Raw genomic sequence first — 16,461 nt, forward strand, 5'->3', positions numbered from 1 at the left:
CCGCTCCGGCCCGCTCCGGCGCGGCCGGTCGGCAGGTTGCTTTCCAGTTCTCCCGTCCGTGTGACATGCTTCACCCTTGGGCGCGTCCGGGACGTGCGAATTCCGTCCCGGACGCGCCCTTCGCGCAGTGTCCGCACCAGATGAGGAGTCGGGGCATGGGATGGCTTGATCGGCAGCACTCGGTGGCACCACCGGGATTCAACCGCTGGCTCATACCGCCGGCCGCCCTCGCGGTGCACCTGTGCATCGGTCAGGCCTACGCCACCAGCGTGTACAAGAACGCGCTGGTGGCGCACTTCGACGCGAGCCTGACCCAGATCGGCATCATCTTCTCCATCGCCATCGTCATGCTGGGCCTGTCCGCCGCCGTCTTCGGGACGTGGGTGGACACCGGCGGGCCGCGCAGGGCCATGTTCACTGCGGCGCTGCTGTGGTCCGGCGGGTTCCTGGTCGGCGCGCTCGGCATCTTCACCGAGCAGCTCTGGCTCGTCTACCTGGGCTACGGGGTCATCGGCGGCATCGGCCTGGGCATCGGCTACATCTCGCCCGTCTCCACGCTGATCAAGTGGTTCCCCGACCGCCCCGGGCTCGCCACGGGCATGGCGATCATGGGCTTCGGCGGCGGCGCGCTGATCGCCAGCCCCCTCTCCGCGGCCCTGCTCAACTTCTACGACCCGAACTCCGGCACCGAGGGCTGGGTGGCGAGCGGGAACGCCGTCGGCAAGCTGTTCCTGACCCTCGCGGTCGTCTATCTCGCCTACATGCTCTTCGGCGCGTTCACGATCAAGGTTCCGGCGGAGGACTGGAAGCCCGAGGGGTTCGAGTCCTCGAAGGTCGAGTCGAAGGCCCTCGTCACCAAGAACCACGTCTCGGCCCGCAACGCCATCCGCACCCGGCAGTTCTGGCTGGTGTGGATCGTGCTGTTCTGCAACGTGACGGCCGGCATCGGCATCCTCGAGCAGGCAGCCCCCATGATCCAGGACTTCTTCCGCCAGGCGGACGGCGCCTCCCTCGTGACGGCCGCCGTGGCCGGCGGTTTCGTGGGCCTGCTGTCCATCGGCAACATGGGCGGGCGCTTCGTGTGGTCCACCACCTCGGACGTGCTGGGCCGCAAGCGCATCTACATGGTCTACCTCGGTGTCGGGGCGGTCCTCTACACCGTGCTGGCGCTGTTCGGCTCGACCTCCACGCTGCTGTTCGTGCTGCTGGCCTTCGTCATCATCTCGTTCTACGGCGGCGGCTTCGCCACGGTGCCGGCCTATCTGCGGGACCTCTTCGGGACCTTCCAGGTGGGGGCCATCCACGGCCGCCTGCTCACGGCGTGGGCCGCCGCGGGCATCGCTGGACCCCTCATCGTCAACGCGTTCCTCGACGCCCAGGGCACCCCCGGGGAGCTCACGGCGCAGGCGTACCAGCCGGCGCTGCTGACCATGGTCGGCCTGCTGGTCGTCGGCTTCGTCGCCAACCTCCTGGTCAAGCCCGTGGACGCCAAGTACCACGAGCCCGAGCGTCGGACCGCGGCGTCCGGCGCCGAGTCCTCCGGGAAGGCCGGCACCGAGTCCCCGCGCACGTCCGACACCGAGCTCTCCCCGAAGGAGGCATGACATGAGCCGTGCACGACTGGCACTGGGCTGGGTCCTCGTCGGGGTCCCGCTCGCCTACGGAGTGACGATGACCCTCACGCGGGTGACCGCGCTGTTCGTCTGACCGGCTGAACGACCGGCTGACTGGCCGGGCGCGTCCTGACCGGGCCGCTGCTCGGGCGGCGGGTCACACCGGGCCGCGGTCGTCCCCGGGGGCGTCGTCGTCGGACTGCCCGGCGTGGCCGAGGAAACCGCGCAGCAGCGCGGCCGTGCCCTCCAGATGGGCGAGGGAGGCGGCCCGGGCGGCGGGGGCGTCGCCGGCCAGGACGGCGTCGGTGAGCTCGCGGTGCTGGCGGTCGGAGTGCTCGAGGTTGACCGGCAGGACGGGGATCCGGTCCAGCAGGTCGCTGGCCCGCGAGCGCACCTCCGCGACGGCGCGGACCAGGCTGGGACAGCCGCCCAGCTCGGCCACCGCGATGTGGAAGCGTGCGTCGGCGGGGCGGTAGTCCTCCGGGGCGCTCTCCTCGACCTGCCGCAGGCACGCGAGCAGGTGCTCCCGGGCGGCCGCACTGAGGGACGCCGCCGCGGCCAGCTCCGCCGCGGCGGGCTCGACCACGGCGCGGAACACGAGCACGTCCTCGACGTCCGCGGGGTCCACCGGGGGGAGGGCCTCGTCCGGCAGGGCGGTGCGACCGGTCACGAAGGTCCCGCCGTACCGGCCCCGGACCACCTCCAGGACCCCGGCGACCTGGAGCTCGTGCAGGGCCTCCCGGAGCGTGGCGCGCGAGATTCCGAGCATCGCCGCGGTCTCCCGCTCGGGCGGGAGCCGCTCGCCCCGGCGGAACAGGCCGAGCCGGATCGAGTCGAGGATCCGCTCCACGGCCTCCTCGAAGGCGTTGCCCTGGCGCACGGGCCGGATGCGGGGGTGCTGGACGGGATCGCTCACGGTGGCGCTCCTCCCTGCGGTGCGACGTGCGCCCATGGTGTCACGGTCCCCGGGGACCGCCTCCGGCGGGACCCCGCCCACCGCGCCGGCCGGGGCCACGGGCAGCAGCGGCGCGCCGCCCGGTCCGGACGGCGCGCCGCTGCCTCCGGCCGGGACGGCCGGCCGAGGTCCTAGTGGGTGAGGTCGATGGCGACCACGCCCACCGCGATGATCAGGGCGGCGGAGACGAGGAAGCCCGCCGTGATGGCGATGAGGGCCCAGGAGCGGGCGCGGCCGGGGCGGTCAGTGGCTGAGGACGTGGTCTGGTTCATGCCCACCATTCTGCGGCATCCGGGAGGCCGGCTCCACCGAGACGCGGTCCCGTGCCCGGCCCGGCGGCCGCCCGGCCGTGCGCCGCGGGGTCTTGACGGGGCACGGGGCAGCCCACAGACTGTGACCACTCGCGCCAAACGTCTGTTTTCAGACCTTTGTGGAATCCCGGAGGGATCGTCCCATGCCCGAATCCCCAGCACAGCCCACCCGCACCGACGAGTACTTCCAGCACCGCCAGCTCCGCTCCGGGGCCGCCGGGTGGGTCCTGCTCGCGGGCCTGGGCATCGCCTACGTCATCTCCGGGGACTTCTCCGGCTGGAACATCGGGCTCTCCGAGGGCGGGTGGGGCGGGCTGCTCATCGCCTTCGTGCTCATGGGCCTCATGTACACCTGCATGGTCTTCGGCCTCGCCGAGCTCTCCTCCACCCTCCCCACGGCGGGCGCCGGGTACGGCTTCGCCCGCCGGGCGCTCGGCCCCCTCGGCGGCTTCGCCACCGGGATGGCCGTGCTCATCGAGTACGCCGTGGCCCCGGCGGCGATCGCCACGTTCATCGGCGGCTACATCGAGGCGCTGGGCCTGCTCGGGATCACCAACTCCTGGCCCGTGTACCTCGTGACCTACCTGGTGTTCATGGGCATCCACATGTACGGAGTGGGCGAGGCGCTCAAGCTGATGTTCGGGATCACCGTGGTCGCGGTCCTCGCGCTGGGGGTGACCGTCGTCGCGCTCGTGCCGCACTTCGACGCCGCCAACCTCTTCGACATCGTCCCGAACGACGCCGCGGGGGCGAGCGCGTTCCTGCCCATGGGCTACGCGGGGGCGATGGCCGCCCTGGTCTACGGGATCTGGTTCTTCCTGGCGATCGAGGGCGTGCCGCTGGCCGCCGAGGAGACCGCCGACCCCCGCCGGGACATGCCGCGCGGGATCATCGTGGCCATGGCCTTCCTGCTGGTCTCGGGTGCGCTCATGCTGGTCCTGGTGCCCGGCGCGGCCGGGTCGGAGGCGATGAGCACCTCGGACAACCCGCTGCCGGAGGCCATCCGCACGGTCGCCGGGGCGGACAGCGCGATGGCGAACATCGTCAACTACGCGGGCCTGGCCGGGCTGGTCGCGAGCTTCTTCTCCATCATGTTCGCCTACTCCCGGCAGCTGTTCGCGCTCTCCCGGGCGGGGTACCTGCCCCGGTTCCTCTCGCTGACCGGCAAGCGCCGGACCCCGTGGGTCGCCCTCATCGTGCCCGGCACCGTGGGCTTCGTGCTCGCGGCCGTGACGGGCGACGGCGGACTGCTCATCAACATCGCGGTCTTCGGCGCCACCGTCTCCTACGTGCTGCTGAACCTCTCCCACATCGTGCTGCGGCTGCGCGAGCCGGACCTCCCGCGCGGCTACCGCACCCCGGGCGGCGTGGTCACCACCGGCATCGCCCTGGTGCTGGCGCTCGTGGCCGTGGTCGCCACGTTCCTGGTCGACGTGCTCGCCGCGTCCATCACCGCGCTCGTGTTCATCGTCTTCCTCGCCTACTACTGGTTCTACAGCCGCCACCGCCTCGTGGGCCACGCCCCCGAGGAGGAGTTCGCGCAGATCCGCACCGCCGAGGCGGACCTGCACTGACCCCGTCCCGCCCGACTCCCCGCCCAGCGACCCCAGCACCCCAGCGATCCCAGCGATTCCAGCGACGAAGGACCGGACTCATGACCCAGACTCCTCAGCACCCGCGCAACGACCGGATGCTCACCGTCGAGCAGCTGCGGCAGCACGTGGCCGACGGGCTCGTGGACACCGTGGTCCTGGCCTTCACCGACATGCAGGGCCGGCTCCAGGGCAAGCTCAACCACGCGCAGTTCTTCCTCGACTCGGTGCTCGACGAGGGCGCCGAGGGCTGCAACTACCTCCTGGCCGTGGACACGGAGATGAACACCGTGGGCGGGTACTCGATCAGCAGCTGGTCCTCCGGGTACGGGGACATGGAGTTCGCCATGGACCTCGACACGATCCGGCTGATGCCGCACAACCCCGGCCAGGTCCTCATCCAGTGCGACCTCACCGGCCACGGCGGGCAGCCCATCCCGATGTCCCCGCGGTCCATGCTCCGCCGCCAGCTCGACCGCGCCCGGGACATGGGCTTCACCATGGTCACCGGCACCGAGCTGGAGTTCTGCGTCTACAACACGAGCTACGAGGACGCCTGGGACGCCGGCTACCGGAACCTGGTCCCGGCCAACCAGTACAACGTGGACTACTCCGTGCTGGGCTCCCAGCGGGTCGAGCCGCTGCTGCGGGAGATCCGCAACGCCATGTACGCGGCCGGGCTGACCGTGGAGTCCGCGAAGGGCGAGTGCAACCTGGGCCAGCACGAGATCGCGTTCCGCTACGACGAGGGCATGGTCACCGCGGACAACCACGTGGTCTACAAGCTGGCCTCGAAGCAGATCGCCCACCAGCAGGGGAAGTCCATCACCTTCATGGCCAAGCCCAACGAGCGCGAGGGCAGCTCCTGCCACATCCACATGTCCCTGCGCGGACCGGACGGCGAACTGGTCTTCTGGGACCGCGAGCGGAACGCCCGGTCCCGCACCTACGAGCACTTCATCGCCGGGGTGCTGCGGACCATGCGCGAGTTCACGCTGTTCTACGCCCCCACCATCAACTCGTACAAGCGCTTCGTCGAGGGCAGCTTCGCCCCCACCTCGGTGGCCTGGGGCGTGGACAACCGGTCCTGCGCCGTGCGCCTCGTGGGCAGCGGGCAGTCCGCCCGGATGGAGAACCGCCTCCCCGGCGGGGACGTGAACCCGTACCTGGCGCTGGCCGCGATGCTCGCCTCCGGGCTGCACGGCGTGGAGCAGGAGCTCGAGCTGGAGCCGATGACCGAGGGCAACGCCTACGAGTCCGACGCCCCCGTGGTGCCCTCGACCATGCGCGAGGCCAGGGACCTGCTGGCCGGCTCGGAGCTCGCGCGGGAGCTGTTCGGCGAGGACGTCGTCGAGCACTACGTGCACTACGCCGACGTGGAGCTGGCGGCCTTCGAGGCCGCCGTCACCGACTGGGAGCTGCGCCGTGGCTTCGAGCGCCTCTGAGCCGGGCAGGCCCGGGTACCGGCCGCGGATCGGGCTGACCACCTACTACCAGGAGGGCTCCTGGGGGGTCTGGAGCTCCGTGGCGGCGATCGTCCCGGGCGCCTACGTGGAGGCCGTCGCGGCGGCCGGGGGCACGCCCCTGCTGCTGCCCCCGGTGGGCACGGACCCGGGGGTGCTCGAGCTCGTGGACGGGCTGGTCGTCATCGGCGGCGTGGACGTGGACCCGCGGTTCTACGGCGCCGACCGGCACGAGCTGACCTCGTCCCAGCCCTCCCGCGACGAGCACGACCTCGCCCTGACCCGGGCGGCCCTGGAGCGCGGGGTGCCCCTGTTCGCGATCTGCCGCGGCGCCCAGATCCTCAACGTGGCGCTCGGCGGCACGCTGATCCAGCACCTGCCGGACGTCAACGCGAACGCCGCGCGCTACCAGCCCGGACCGGGCCGGTACGGCGAGGTCGAGTTCGCCACCGAGCCGGGCAGCCGCTGCCGCGAGCTGCTGGGCGAGACGGCGTGGTCCCCGTGCTACCACCACCAGGCCCTGGAGACGGTGGCCGAGGGCCTGGTGGTGACCGCCCGCGCCGAGGACGGGACGGTCGAGGCCGTGGAGACCACCGAGGGCGGCTGGACGCTCGGCGTCCAGTTCCACCCCGAGGAGAACCGGAAGGACTCCCGGCTCTTCGAGGGGTTCGTCCGCGTGGCCCACGGCTACGCGCAGGACCGCGCCCGGCAGTACAGCGCCCGGCACGACAGCCCCGGGGGGACCGGCCGGGCAGAGCACGCTCCACAGCGAGAGGACACCCGCATCCCATGACCACCACGCAGATCATCGACCCCGCCACGGAGGAGGTCGTCGGCACCGTCGAGCTGACCTCCCTGGAGCAGACGGACGCGGCGATCGAACGGGCCCGGCGGGCCTTCGAGACCTGGCGGACCGTCGCCCCCGCCGACCGCGCCCGGCTGCTGCGCCGCTTCGCCGACGCGGTGGACGCCGACCTCGAGCACCTCGCGGCCCTGGAGGTCCGCAACGCGGGGCACACCATCGGCAACGCCCGCTGGGAGGCGGGCAACGTCCGGGACGTGCTGACCTACTACTCCGGGGCGCCCGAGCGGCTCTCGGGGCGGCAGATCCCCGTCCAGGGCGGGGTCAACCTCACCTTCCACGAGCCCCTGGGCGTGGTGGGCGTGATCGTGCCCTGGAACTTCCCCATGCCGATCGCCGCGTGGGGCTTCGCCCCGGCGCTCGCCGCCGGCAACACGGTGGTGCTCAAGCCGGCCGAGCTCACCCCGCTGACCGCGATCCGGCTCGGGGAGCTGGCGCTGGAGGCGGGTCTGCCCGAGGGCGTGCTCACCGTACTGCCGGGCAGGGGCTCGGTGGTGGGGGAGCGCTTCGTGACCCACCCCGCCGTCCGCAAGGTCGTGTTCACCGGCTCCACCGAGGTGGGTCGGCGGATCATGGCCGGCTGCGCGGAGCAGGTCAAGCGCCTGACCCTCGAGCTGGGCGGGAAGAACTCCAACATCGTCTTCGCGGACGCCGACCTGGAGCAGGCCGCCGCGTCCGCCCCCGCCGGCGCCCTCGACAACGCGGGCCAGGACTGCTGCGCCCGCTCCCGCGTGCTGGTCCAGCGTTCCGTGCTGGAGAGGTTCCTGGAGCTGCTGGAGCCAGCCGTGCGGGACTTCGCCTGCGGGGACCCGTGGGACGAGGGCACGCGGATGGGCCCGCTGGTCTCCGCCGCGCACCGTGACTCCGTGGCCGGCTTCCTCGCCGACGACGACGACGCCCGGGTCGCCTTCCGCGGGACCGCCCCCGAGGGCCCCGGCTGGTGGTTCCCGCCGACCGTGCTCACCCCGTCCCCGGACTCCCGGGTGTTCCGGGAGGAGATCTTCGGCCCCGTGCTCGCCGTGGTGCCGTTCGAGGACGAGGCGGACGCCGTCCGGATCGCCAACGACACCGAGTACGGGCTCTCCGGGTCGATCTGGACCCGGGACGTCGGCCGCGCGCTGCGGGTGTCCCGCGCCGTCGAGGCCGGGAACCTCTCCGTCAACTCGCACGCCTCGGTGCGCTACTGGACGCCCTTCGGCGGCTTCAAGCAGTCCGGCTTCGGCCGGGAGCTCGGCCCGGACGCCCCGCAGGCGTTCACCGAGACCAAGAACGTGTTCCTGGCCACCGACTGACGCCGCCGTTCCACCACCCGTCCCGGGGGAACCCCCACCACCGAACCCCTACCACCGAACCCCCACCACCGAAGGAGGACCCATGGAGGTCAACGCCCGCCGTCTGGTCGGCCGCAGCGCCGTCATCACGGGAGGGGCCAGCGGCATCGGTCTCGCCGCGGCCCGCCGCCTCGCCGCCGAGGGCGCGCACGTCGTCGTCGCGGACCTGAACCCCGCGGCCGGGGAGGCGGCCGCCGAGGAGGTCGGGGGGCTGTTCGTGCGCACCGACGTGGCGGACGAGGCCGACGTGATCGCGCTCTACGCGGCGACCTACGAGGCCTACGGGTCGGTGGACGTCGCCTTCAACAACGCCGGGATCAACCCGACCGACGACGGCTCCATCCTGGACACCGGGATCGACGCGTGGCGCAGGGTGCAGGAGGTCAACCTCACCAGCGTCTTCCACTGCTGCAAGCACGCCATCCCGTACATGCGCGAGCAGGGGAGGGGCTCGATCATCAACACCGCGTCCTTCGTGGCCGTCATGGGCGCGGCCACCTCGCAGATCTCCTACAGCGCCTCGAAGGGCGGCGTGCTCTCGATGAGCCGGGAGCTGGGCGTGCAGTTCGCCCGGGAGGGGATCCGGGTCAACGCGCTGTGCCCGGGCCCGGTCAACACGCCGCTGCTGCAGGAGCTGTTCGCCGCGGACCCCGAGCAGGCCCAGCGCCGGCTCGTGCACGTGCCGGCCGGGCGGTTCGCGGAGCCGGAGGAGATCGCCGCGGCGGTCGCCTTCCTGGCCAGCGACGACGCCTCGTTCGTCAACGCCGCCACGTTCCTGGTGGACGGGGGGATCGCCGGGGCCTACGTCACCCCGGTGTGACCCAGTGGTCAGTCGGCGGGGGCGGCAGGGCGGTTCACGGGTTCCTCGCCGTAGAGGGCGGCGACCTCCTCGGAGCCGAGCCACCCGCTGAAGGTGGGCGACTGCGGCCAGCCCTCGGGGGAGTCCTGCCACTCCTCCTGGCGCCCCCAGGGCAGCAGGTCGATGAGCGGGAAGGTGTGGCTGACCTGCTCGACACCGCGGCCGCTGCTGTGCCAGGTGCGGTGGACGGTGTCCCCGTCCCGGAAGAACACGTTCAGGGCGAACTCTCCGCCCGGAGGAGCCCCGACGTCGGCGCCGAACGGGCTGCCGGCGGTGGAGTACCAGGTCATGCGGTTGCCGACGCGACGGCGGTAGGCGAGCGCCTCGTCGATCGGGCCCTGGGTGACGACCACGAACCGGGCGTCGTAGCGGTCGAGGAAGTCCAGGCGGGTGAACTGCGAGGTGAAGCTCGTGCACCCTCCGCACTGCCAGGTCTCGCCGGGGAACCACATGTGGTGGTAGGTGATGAGCTGCCGCCTCCCGGCGAAGACGTCGACGAGACGGACCGGCCCGTCCTCGCCCTCCAGCGTGTAGTCCGGCAGCTCCACCATGGGCAGTCGGCGGCGCTGCGCCGCGATCGCGTCCAGCTCCCGGGTGGCGGCCTTCTCCCGGACGCGCAGCGCGTCGAGCTCCCGCTGCCAGGTCTCCTGGTCGACGACACGGGGCCGTCCTGTGCTGGTCATGGCAGATCCTCCTCGGTCCGGCCTCAGGCCGGCTGGTGGGCGGCGCAGTCGACCCCGGACCCGAACGACCGCGCGTCGAGCATCTCGATCGCGCCGTCGAGAGTGACGTTCTCGGTGATGACCAGGGTCCGCATGCCGGGACTCCTCCGTCCGTGCCCAGAGGGTGCGCCGTCGTCCCGCGGCACCGTGGACCAGTAGAGTGTGTACACCGTACACATCGATGGAAAGAGAGGTCAAGGGTGCCGCGCACACGGGATTCCTACCACCACGGTGATCTCCGCAGAGCCCTGGTCGACGCCGGCCTCGCCGCGACGCGGGCCCGCGGTGCGGCGGCCCTGGGGCTGCGTGACGTCACCCGTCAGGCGGGCGTCTCGCCGAACGCCGCGTACCGGCACTTCGCCGACCGGCAGGCCCTCCTGGCGGCGGTCGCGCACGAGATCCAGGACCGGATGGCCGAGCGGATGCGGGCGCGGATGCCCGTGGCGGGGGACCTCGATCCGCAGGACCGGGCGCGGCTCCGGCTCCGCGGGGTGGGGCTCGGCTACATCGCCTTCGCCGTGGCCGAGCCGGGGTGGTTCGCGACGGCCTTCTTCGGACCGGGCGGCGGGCCGGGCGACGTGCTCCACGACCCCCACGACCCCCACGACCGCCTGCCGCCGCCGTTCGCGCTGCTGGTGGAGGAGCTCGACGGCATGGTCGAGGCAGGCGCGCTCTCGCGCGAGCGGCGGGACGGCGCGGAGTGGGCCTGCTGGAGCACCGTGCACGGCTTCGCGGAGCTCGTGGTCCACGGCCCCCTGCGCGGGCAGAGTCCCGAGCGGGTCGACCGGTGGGCGGAGCGGGTCGTGGACGACATCATCACCGGGATCGCCTGACGGGCCGGGCCCGTGCCGCGGGACCTGCGCCGTTTCCCAGGAGCCCGGGCGGCGGCACCCCGCGGTCGCGCGAGCGGCGCCCGGTCAGCGGGCGGCGGCGACCAGGTCCTCCCGCAGCGCCGCCACGAACCCGTCCACGTCCTCCTCGGTGGTGTCCCACGAGCACATCAGGCGGACCTCGCCGACGGCCGGGTCCCACACGTAGAACGGCCAGCACTCCTGCAGCCGGGCGGTGGTCCCGGCCGGGAGCACCGCGAAGACCGCGTTGGCCTGGGGGGTCTGCGTCACCCGGGCGCCGGGGACCTCCGCGATCCCGGCCGCCAGCCGCCCGGCCATCGCATTGGCGCGGCGGGCCGCCTCGAGCCACAGGTCCCCCGTGTGCAGCGCCAGCAGCTGCGCGGACACGAAGCGCATCTTCGAGGCCAGCTGGGTCGAGAGCTTGCGCACGAACCGGGGCTGGCGCACGGCGTCCGGGGTGAGCACCACGACGGCCTCCGCGCCCATCAGACCGTTCTTGGTCCCGCCCCACGAGACCACGTCCACGCCCGCGTCGGTGGTCAGCGCCCGCAGCGGGACGTCCAGGGCCGCGGCGGCGTTGGCGAGGCGGGCGCCGTCCAGGTGGACCGTCAGGCCCAGGCCGTGCGCGTGCTCGCAGACCGCCTGCAGCTCCTCGGGCGTGTAGACCGTGCCGAGCTCGGTGGACTGGGTGACGGTGACGACGCGGGGCTGGGCGTGGTGCTCGAAGCCGAAGCCGTGCGCCTCCCGGTCGATCAGCTCCGGGGTGAGCTTCCCGTCCGGGGTGGGCACCGCCAGCATCTTCACGCCCGCGACCTTCTCGGGGGCGCCGCACTCGTCCACGTGCGCGTGGGCCGTGGCGGTGCAGATCGCGGCGTCCCAGCGGTCGGTCATCGCCGCGAGCGCCACGACGTTCGCCCCCGTGCCGTTGAACAGGGGATAGCACTCCGCCTGCTCGCCGAAGTGCCGGCGGACCACGTCCTGCAGCGCCTCGGTGTAGGGGTCCGCGCCGTAGGCCCCCACGTGCCCGCCGTTGGCGGTCGCCAGGGCCTGGAGCACCTCGGGGTGGACGCCCGCGTGGTTGTCGCTGGCGAAGCCCTTCCGGGCGGGGTCGTGCAGGCGGGACAGGACGGAGTCGGTCACGGGTGGCCCTTCCGGTGGATCGGCGGTGTGCCGGGCGGCACTCGCACTCTACTCGCGCCCCCGCCGGGGCAGTCCGGACCCGCACCGGGCCCGGGGCAGTCCGGTCCGGGCCCCGCCCGGGGCCGCCCGGCCCGGGCCGTCGGTAGGCTCGGGGCATGCGCATCGTCCGGGCCGCCGCGGCGGTGGTCGTCGGGGAGGACGGCCGGCTGCTGCTGGTCCGCCGGGGCCGGGAGCCCCAGCGCGGGCGCTGGAGCGTGCCGGGCGGGAAGCTGGAGCCGGGCGAGACCGTGGCCGAGGCCGCCGTCCGGGAGGCCTTCGAGGAGACCGGCGCCCGGGTCCGCGCGGAGCGCGAGCTGGGGGTGGTGCACGTCCCCGGGGGACCGGATCTCGTGTACGAGGTGCACGACGTCGCCGCGACCTACCTCGGCGGTGTGCTGCGCCCCGGCGACGACGCCGACGCCGTGCGCTGGGTGGCCCCGGAGGAGCTGCCGGGGCTCGAGACCACCGACGGCCTGCTGGAGCACCTCGCACGGTTCGGGATCCGCCCGGCCTGAGACCCGCGGGCCCGGCCTCTCGTCCGGGCCCGGAGCGCGTGCTTGGATAGGGGCATGGCACAGACGCGGGGTTTCTACGTCGACACCGTGGAGCGCACCACCACGGCGGACCGGGACGCGGTCTGGGCGGTCGTCGAAGGCATCGGCGGCGAGCGCGGCTGGTACAGCACCGACCGCCTCTGGGCCGCCCGCGCCACGGCCAACCGGCTGAACCTCTCGCCCGGGCGGCTGCGCCACCGCGAGCACCCGGACCGCCTGGCGGCCGGGGAGCGCCTGGACTGGTGGACGGTCGAGGCCCTCGAGCCGCCGCGGCGGCTGCGGCTGCGGTCCGTCGTGCGGATGCCGGGGGACGCCTGGCTGGACATCTGCCTGGAACCGGGACCCGACGGCACTCTCGTCTACCGCCAGACCACGGTGTTCCGCCCCGCGGGTTCGGCCGGCCGGGCCTACTGGTACGCCATGCTCGCCCCGCACAAGGCCGTCCTGGGCCGGCTCGCCACGGACATCCTGCGGCAGGCGGGCGGATAGGGCTCTTCCGCCCCGGCCGCTCCGGCCGTAGCGTGGACTCACCGGCCACCGTGACGCCCGGTGGACGCGGCCGGCGGCCGGGGGAGTGCCTCGGCACCGCTGCCGGGCGGAGCCTCCAGGAGAGTGCCGCCATGACCGCCGACGCCCCGTCCGTCCCCGACTCCCGCGCCCTGGCCGACGAGGCCGTCGCCCTGGTCCGCGAGTGGCTCGTGCGCGCCGCCGAGGGCCGCCGGCACCGCGACGGCGCCGCCGACCGGCTCGCCACCGTCCTCCAGGACCCGCACGGGCTCGAGTTCACCGTCGGCTTCGTGGACCGGGTGGTGCGCACCGAGGACGTGCGGGCCGCCGGGCGGGCCCTGCACGCGCTCGCCGAGATCGTGCCCCGCACCATGTCCGCGGCGGACCGCGCCCAGATCCGGCTCGGGGCCGCGCTCTCGGCCTCGGCGCCGCAGGTGGTCGTCCCCGCCGCCCGCACCCGGCTCCGCCAGCTCGTGGGCCACATGATCGTCGATGCCCGCCCCCGGCCGTTCGGGCAGGCCGTGAAGAAGCTGACGGCCCAGGGCCACCGGCTCAACATCAACCTGCTGGGCGAGGAGGTCCTCGGCGTGGAGGAGGCGGACAAGCACCTCGCCGACGCCGCGGCGCTGCTGGACCGGGACGACGTCGACTACGTGTCCGTCAAGGTCTCCTCCGTGGTCCCGCAGCTGTCCCACTGGGGCTTCGAGGGGACCGTGGCGAAGGTCGTCGAGCGGCTGCTGCCCGTCTACCGGGCCGCCGCCCAGGCCCCGGCCGGGAGCAAGTTCATCAACCTCGACATGGAGGTCTACTCCGACCTGCACCTGACCACCGAGGTGTTCACCCGTCTCCTGGAGCACCCGGAGCTGCGGGGTCTCGAGGCGGGGATCGTGGTCCAGGCCTACCTGCCGGACGCGCTCGCGGTGGTGCGGCGGCTCTCGGTGTGGTCCGCCGCGCGGGTCGAGGCCGGGGGCGCGGGGATCAAGGTGCGGCTCGTGAAGGGCGCGAACCTCCCCATGGAGCGCGTGGACGCCGAGCTCCACGGCTGGCCCCTGGCCACGTGGAGCAGCAAGCAGGAGACCGACACCAACTACAAGCGGGTCCTCGACTGGCTGTTCGTGCCCGGCCGGATGACGGGGCTGCGGCTGGGGGTGGCCGGGCACAACCTCTTCGACATCGCCTTCGCCCACCTGCTCGCCGAGCGCCGCGGCGTGACGGAGCGGATCGAGTTCGAGATGCTCCAGGGCATGGCGGTCGAGCAGGCGAGGGCCGTGAGCGCCGACGTCGGGCAGCTGCTGCTCTACGTGCCCGCCGTGCGCCCGGCCGAGTTCGACGTGGCCGTGTCCTACCTCGTGCGCCGGCTCGAGGAGAACGCCTCGCACGAGAACTTCATGTCCGGGATCTTCGAGCTGGCCCCGGACAACGAGGTCTTCGCACGGGAGGAGCAGCGCTTCCGGGCCGCCCTCGAGGCGCTGGACCCGCGGCAGGACACCGCCCCGGCCCCCGCCCGCGCCCAGGACCGCACCGCGCCCGACGCCGGGTCCGCGCACCTGCCGCTGGAGGAGCCCTTCCGCAACGAGCCGGACACCGACGTCTCGGTCCCCGCGAACCAGGCGTGGGCGGACGGGATCGCGGCCCGGATTCCGGACCGGTCCTGGTACGAGGCCCTGGCCGTGCCCGACCCCGTCGGCGCGCAGGACGTCGAGCGGCTCGTGCGCACGGGACGGGACGCCGCCGAGGGATGGCACGGCCGCGGCGCCCGCGAGCGGGCGGAGATCCTCAACCGGGCGGCCGACGTCCTGGCCGCCCGCCGCGGGCACCTGCTGGCGGTGGCCGGCGCGGAGGCGGGCAAGACCCTGGGCCAGTCGGACCCGGAGGTCTCGGAGGCGATCGACTTCTGCCGCTGGTACGCCCGCCGCGCCCTCGAGCTCGAGACCGTGGACGGCGCCCGGTTCGTCCCGGACCGGCTCGTGCTGGTCACCCCGCCGTGGAACTTCCCGCTGGCGATCCCCACCGGCTCCACGGTCGCGGCCCTGGCCGCCGGCGCCGCCGTGCTGCACAAGCCCGCCCCGGAGGCACGGCGCTGCTCGGCCGCCGTGGTCGAGGCGCTGTGGGAGGCCGGCGTGCCGCGGGACGTGCTCCAGCTCGTCGACTCCGTGGAGGGGGAGGTGGGGCAGGCCCTCGTCTCCCACCCCGGGGTGGACCGCATCGTCCTCACCGGCGCCTACGAGACGGCCCGGCTCTTCCAGTCCTGGCGGGCGGGGCGGCCGATGACCGCGGAGACCTCGGGCAAGAACGCCCTGGTCATCACGCCCAGCGCGGACCGGGACCGGGCCGTGTGGGACCTCGTGACCAGCGCGTTCGGCCACGCCGGGCAGAAGTGCTCGGCGGCCTCCCTCGGGATCCTCGTGGGCAGCGTGGCGCGGTCCGAGCGGTTCCGCCGGCAGCTGCTGGACGCCGCGTCCTCGATGGTCGTGGACTGGCCGCAGAACCTGCAGGCCTCGGTGGGCCCGGTGATCGCCGAGCCCGGTGAGAAGCTGCACCGCGCCCTGACCCGCCTCGACCCGGGGGAGCAGTGGCTGCTCGAGCCGCGGCAGCTCGACGACACCGGACGGCTGTGGCGGCCCGGGATCAGGACGGGGGTGGCCCCCGGCTCCTTCTTCCACCGCACCGAGTGCTTCGGCCCCGTCCTGGGGCTGATGGAGGCCGCGGACCTGCAGGAGGCGATCGAGCTGCAGAACGCGGTCGAGTACGGGCTGACCGCCGGGCTGCACTCCCTGGACCCCGACGAGGTCAGCACGTGGGTGGAGCTCGTCGCGGCGGGCAACCTCTACGTCAACCGCGGCATCACCGGGGCGATCGTCCAGCGGCAGCCCTTCGGCGGCTGGAAGCGGTCCTCGGTGGGCCTGGGCGCCAAGGCCGGCGGACCGAACTACCTGGTCCAGCTCGGCTCGTGGCAGAAGGCCCCTTTCGGGGAGGTCCCGGCCGAGCAAGCCGGCACCGAGCTCTCCGTGTCCGTCGCCCGCCACCTCGCGGAGCTCCGCCCCCTCGTGCCCGAGCCGGACGCCGCCTGGCTGACCGCCTGCGCCGAGCAGGACCAGGCGTGGTGGGACCGGGAGTTCGGCCGCGCCCACGACCCCACCGGCCTGCAGTCCGAGGCCAACCTGTTCCGCTACCGCCCGCGCGACGTCGTCGTGCGCGCGGCCGAGGACGCCCCGCTCACGGACGTGATCCGGGTGGGGCTGGCCGCCGTGCGCTCCGGCGCCCGCGTGGTCCTCGTCCCCGCGGGGGAGGTCCCCGCGCAGGTGCAGGAGCTCTTCCGCTCGGTGCTGGACCCCTGCGGTGACGAGGCCTTCGCCCGCGTCGCCGCCGACTGGTCCGATCCGAGCGGGGCGGGACGGATCCGGGTGGTGGGCACCGCGCCGGGCCTGGCCGAGGCGCTCGCCGAGCGGCCCGAGGTCGCGCTGCTCACCGGGCCGGTGGTCGGCGCCTCCCGTGTGGAGATGCTCCCGCTGCTCGCGGAGCAGGCCGTGTCCGTGACGATGCACCGCTTCGGGAACCCCTCGACGGACGCCGAGACGGTGGTGCGCCGGGTGATCGCGTCCTCGCCGAGCCTGGGCACCCCGGCGCCACCGGTCGAAATGTAGGCGTCGCCCCTGGTGGGA

At 73.6% G+C, this 16,461-nt stretch carries 15 protein-coding genes; 11 read left to right on the forward strand and 4 right to left on the reverse strand.

The features are described 5' to 3' along the window. Positions 1-155: 155 nt before the first annotated feature. The gene (locus tag E7Z53_RS04570) at positions 156-1,604 is read left to right on the forward strand and encodes an OFA family MFS transporter (protein WP_176337289.1); all 1,449 of its coding nucleotides are present in this window, start codon (positions 156-158) and stop codon (positions 1,602-1,604) included. A 1-nt stretch (position 1,605) separates the two neighbouring features. Then, positions 1,606-1,707: an MFS transporter small subunit gene (locus tag E7Z53_RS20965; RefSeq protein ID WP_017832964.1), complete on the forward strand. Its 102-nt coding sequence runs from the start codon at positions 1,606-1,608 to the stop codon at positions 1,705-1,707. 63 nt (positions 1,708-1,770) lie between these two features. On the opposite strand, the gene E7Z53_RS04575 is transcribed toward E7Z53_RS20965, so the two are convergent. Both E7Z53_RS04575 and E7Z53_RS04580 read right to left on the reverse strand, forming a co-directional pair. Beyond that, positions 1,771-2,529: a FadR/GntR family transcriptional regulator gene (locus E7Z53_RS04575; protein ID WP_017832965.1), complete on the reverse strand. Its 759-nt coding sequence runs from the start codon at positions 2,527-2,529 to the stop codon at positions 1,771-1,773. Between the two features lie 170 nt (positions 2,530-2,699). Further along, a complete protein-coding gene (locus E7Z53_RS04580; RefSeq protein ID WP_154676740.1) occupies positions 2,700-2,840 on the reverse strand; it encodes a hypothetical protein in 141 nt (46 codons plus the stop codon). Between the two features lie 182 nt (positions 2,841-3,022). On the opposite strand from E7Z53_RS04580, the gene eat reads away from it, so the two are divergent. From eat to E7Z53_RS04605, 5 genes are all read left to right on the forward strand, one after another. Beyond that, entirely contained in the window at positions 3,023-4,453 is a 1,431-nt protein-coding gene (gene eat, locus E7Z53_RS04585; RefSeq protein WP_176337290.1) for an ethanolamine permease, read from the forward strand. Between the two features lie 80 nt (positions 4,454-4,533). Continuing rightward, positions 4,534-5,916: a glutamine synthetase family protein gene (locus E7Z53_RS04590; RefSeq protein ID WP_035925425.1), complete on the forward strand. Its 1,383-nt coding sequence runs from the start codon at positions 4,534-4,536 to the stop codon at positions 5,914-5,916. After that, positions 5,897-6,727: a gamma-glutamyl-gamma-aminobutyrate hydrolase family protein gene (locus E7Z53_RS04595; protein WP_109221825.1), complete on the forward strand. Its 831-nt coding sequence runs from the start codon at positions 5,897-5,899 to the stop codon at positions 6,725-6,727. Before E7Z53_RS04590 ends, E7Z53_RS04595 begins: the two co-directional genes overlap by 20 nt. Then, entirely contained in the window at positions 6,724-8,088 is a 1,365-nt protein-coding gene (locus E7Z53_RS04600) for an aldehyde dehydrogenase family protein (protein WP_176337291.1), read from the forward strand. The genes E7Z53_RS04595 and E7Z53_RS04600 overlap by 4 nt, the downstream gene beginning before the upstream one ends. A gap of 82 nt (positions 8,089-8,170) precedes the next feature. Next, positions 8,171-8,947: a 3-oxoacyl-ACP reductase gene (locus E7Z53_RS04605; protein ID WP_035925435.1), complete on the forward strand. Its 777-nt coding sequence runs from the start codon at positions 8,171-8,173 to the stop codon at positions 8,945-8,947. An 8-nt stretch (positions 8,948-8,955) separates the two neighbouring features. On the opposite strand, the gene E7Z53_RS04610 is transcribed toward E7Z53_RS04605, so the two are convergent. Next, positions 8,956-9,669: a DUF899 domain-containing protein gene (locus tag E7Z53_RS04610; RefSeq protein WP_035925436.1), complete on the reverse strand. Its 714-nt coding sequence runs from the start codon at positions 9,667-9,669 to the stop codon at positions 8,956-8,958. A gap of 239 nt (positions 9,670-9,908) precedes the next feature. Between E7Z53_RS04610 and E7Z53_RS04615 the strand changes: the two genes are divergently transcribed. Continuing rightward, positions 9,909-10,541, forward strand: coding sequence for a TetR/AcrR family transcriptional regulator (locus E7Z53_RS04615; protein WP_035925439.1), 633 nt, complete (start codon positions 9,909-9,911; stop codon positions 10,539-10,541). Between the two features lie 84 nt (positions 10,542-10,625). Here the strand turns inward: E7Z53_RS04615 and E7Z53_RS04620 are convergent, their stop codons facing one another. Continuing rightward, positions 10,626-11,699: a threonine aldolase family protein gene (locus tag E7Z53_RS04620; RefSeq protein WP_176337292.1), complete on the reverse strand. Its 1,074-nt coding sequence runs from the start codon at positions 11,697-11,699 to the stop codon at positions 10,626-10,628. A gap of 155 nt (positions 11,700-11,854) precedes the next feature. On the opposite strand from E7Z53_RS04620, the gene E7Z53_RS04625 reads away from it, so the two are divergent. The 3 genes from E7Z53_RS04625 (at position 11,855) to E7Z53_RS04635 (ending at position 16,443) form a co-directional block, all read left to right on the forward strand. Beyond that, the gene (locus E7Z53_RS04625) at positions 11,855-12,253 is read left to right on the forward strand and encodes an NUDIX hydrolase (RefSeq protein ID WP_035925442.1); all 399 of its coding nucleotides are present in this window, start codon (positions 11,855-11,857) and stop codon (positions 12,251-12,253) included. A 54-nt stretch (positions 12,254-12,307) separates the two neighbouring features. After that, entirely contained in the window at positions 12,308-12,781 is a 474-nt protein-coding gene (locus E7Z53_RS04630) for a DUF2867 domain-containing protein (protein WP_176337293.1), read from the forward strand. Positions 12,782-12,912: 131 nt separating this feature from the next. Beyond that, on the forward strand, positions 12,913-16,443 hold the full coding sequence (locus E7Z53_RS04635) for a proline dehydrogenase family protein (RefSeq protein WP_176337294.1): 3,531 nt from the start codon (positions 12,913-12,915) through the stop codon (positions 16,441-16,443). Positions 16,444-16,461 lie beyond the last annotated feature (18 nt).

This window comes from Kocuria salina (assembly GCF_013368965.1).
GTDB lineage: Bacteria > Actinomycetota > Actinomycetes > Actinomycetales > Micrococcaceae > Kocuria > Kocuria rosea.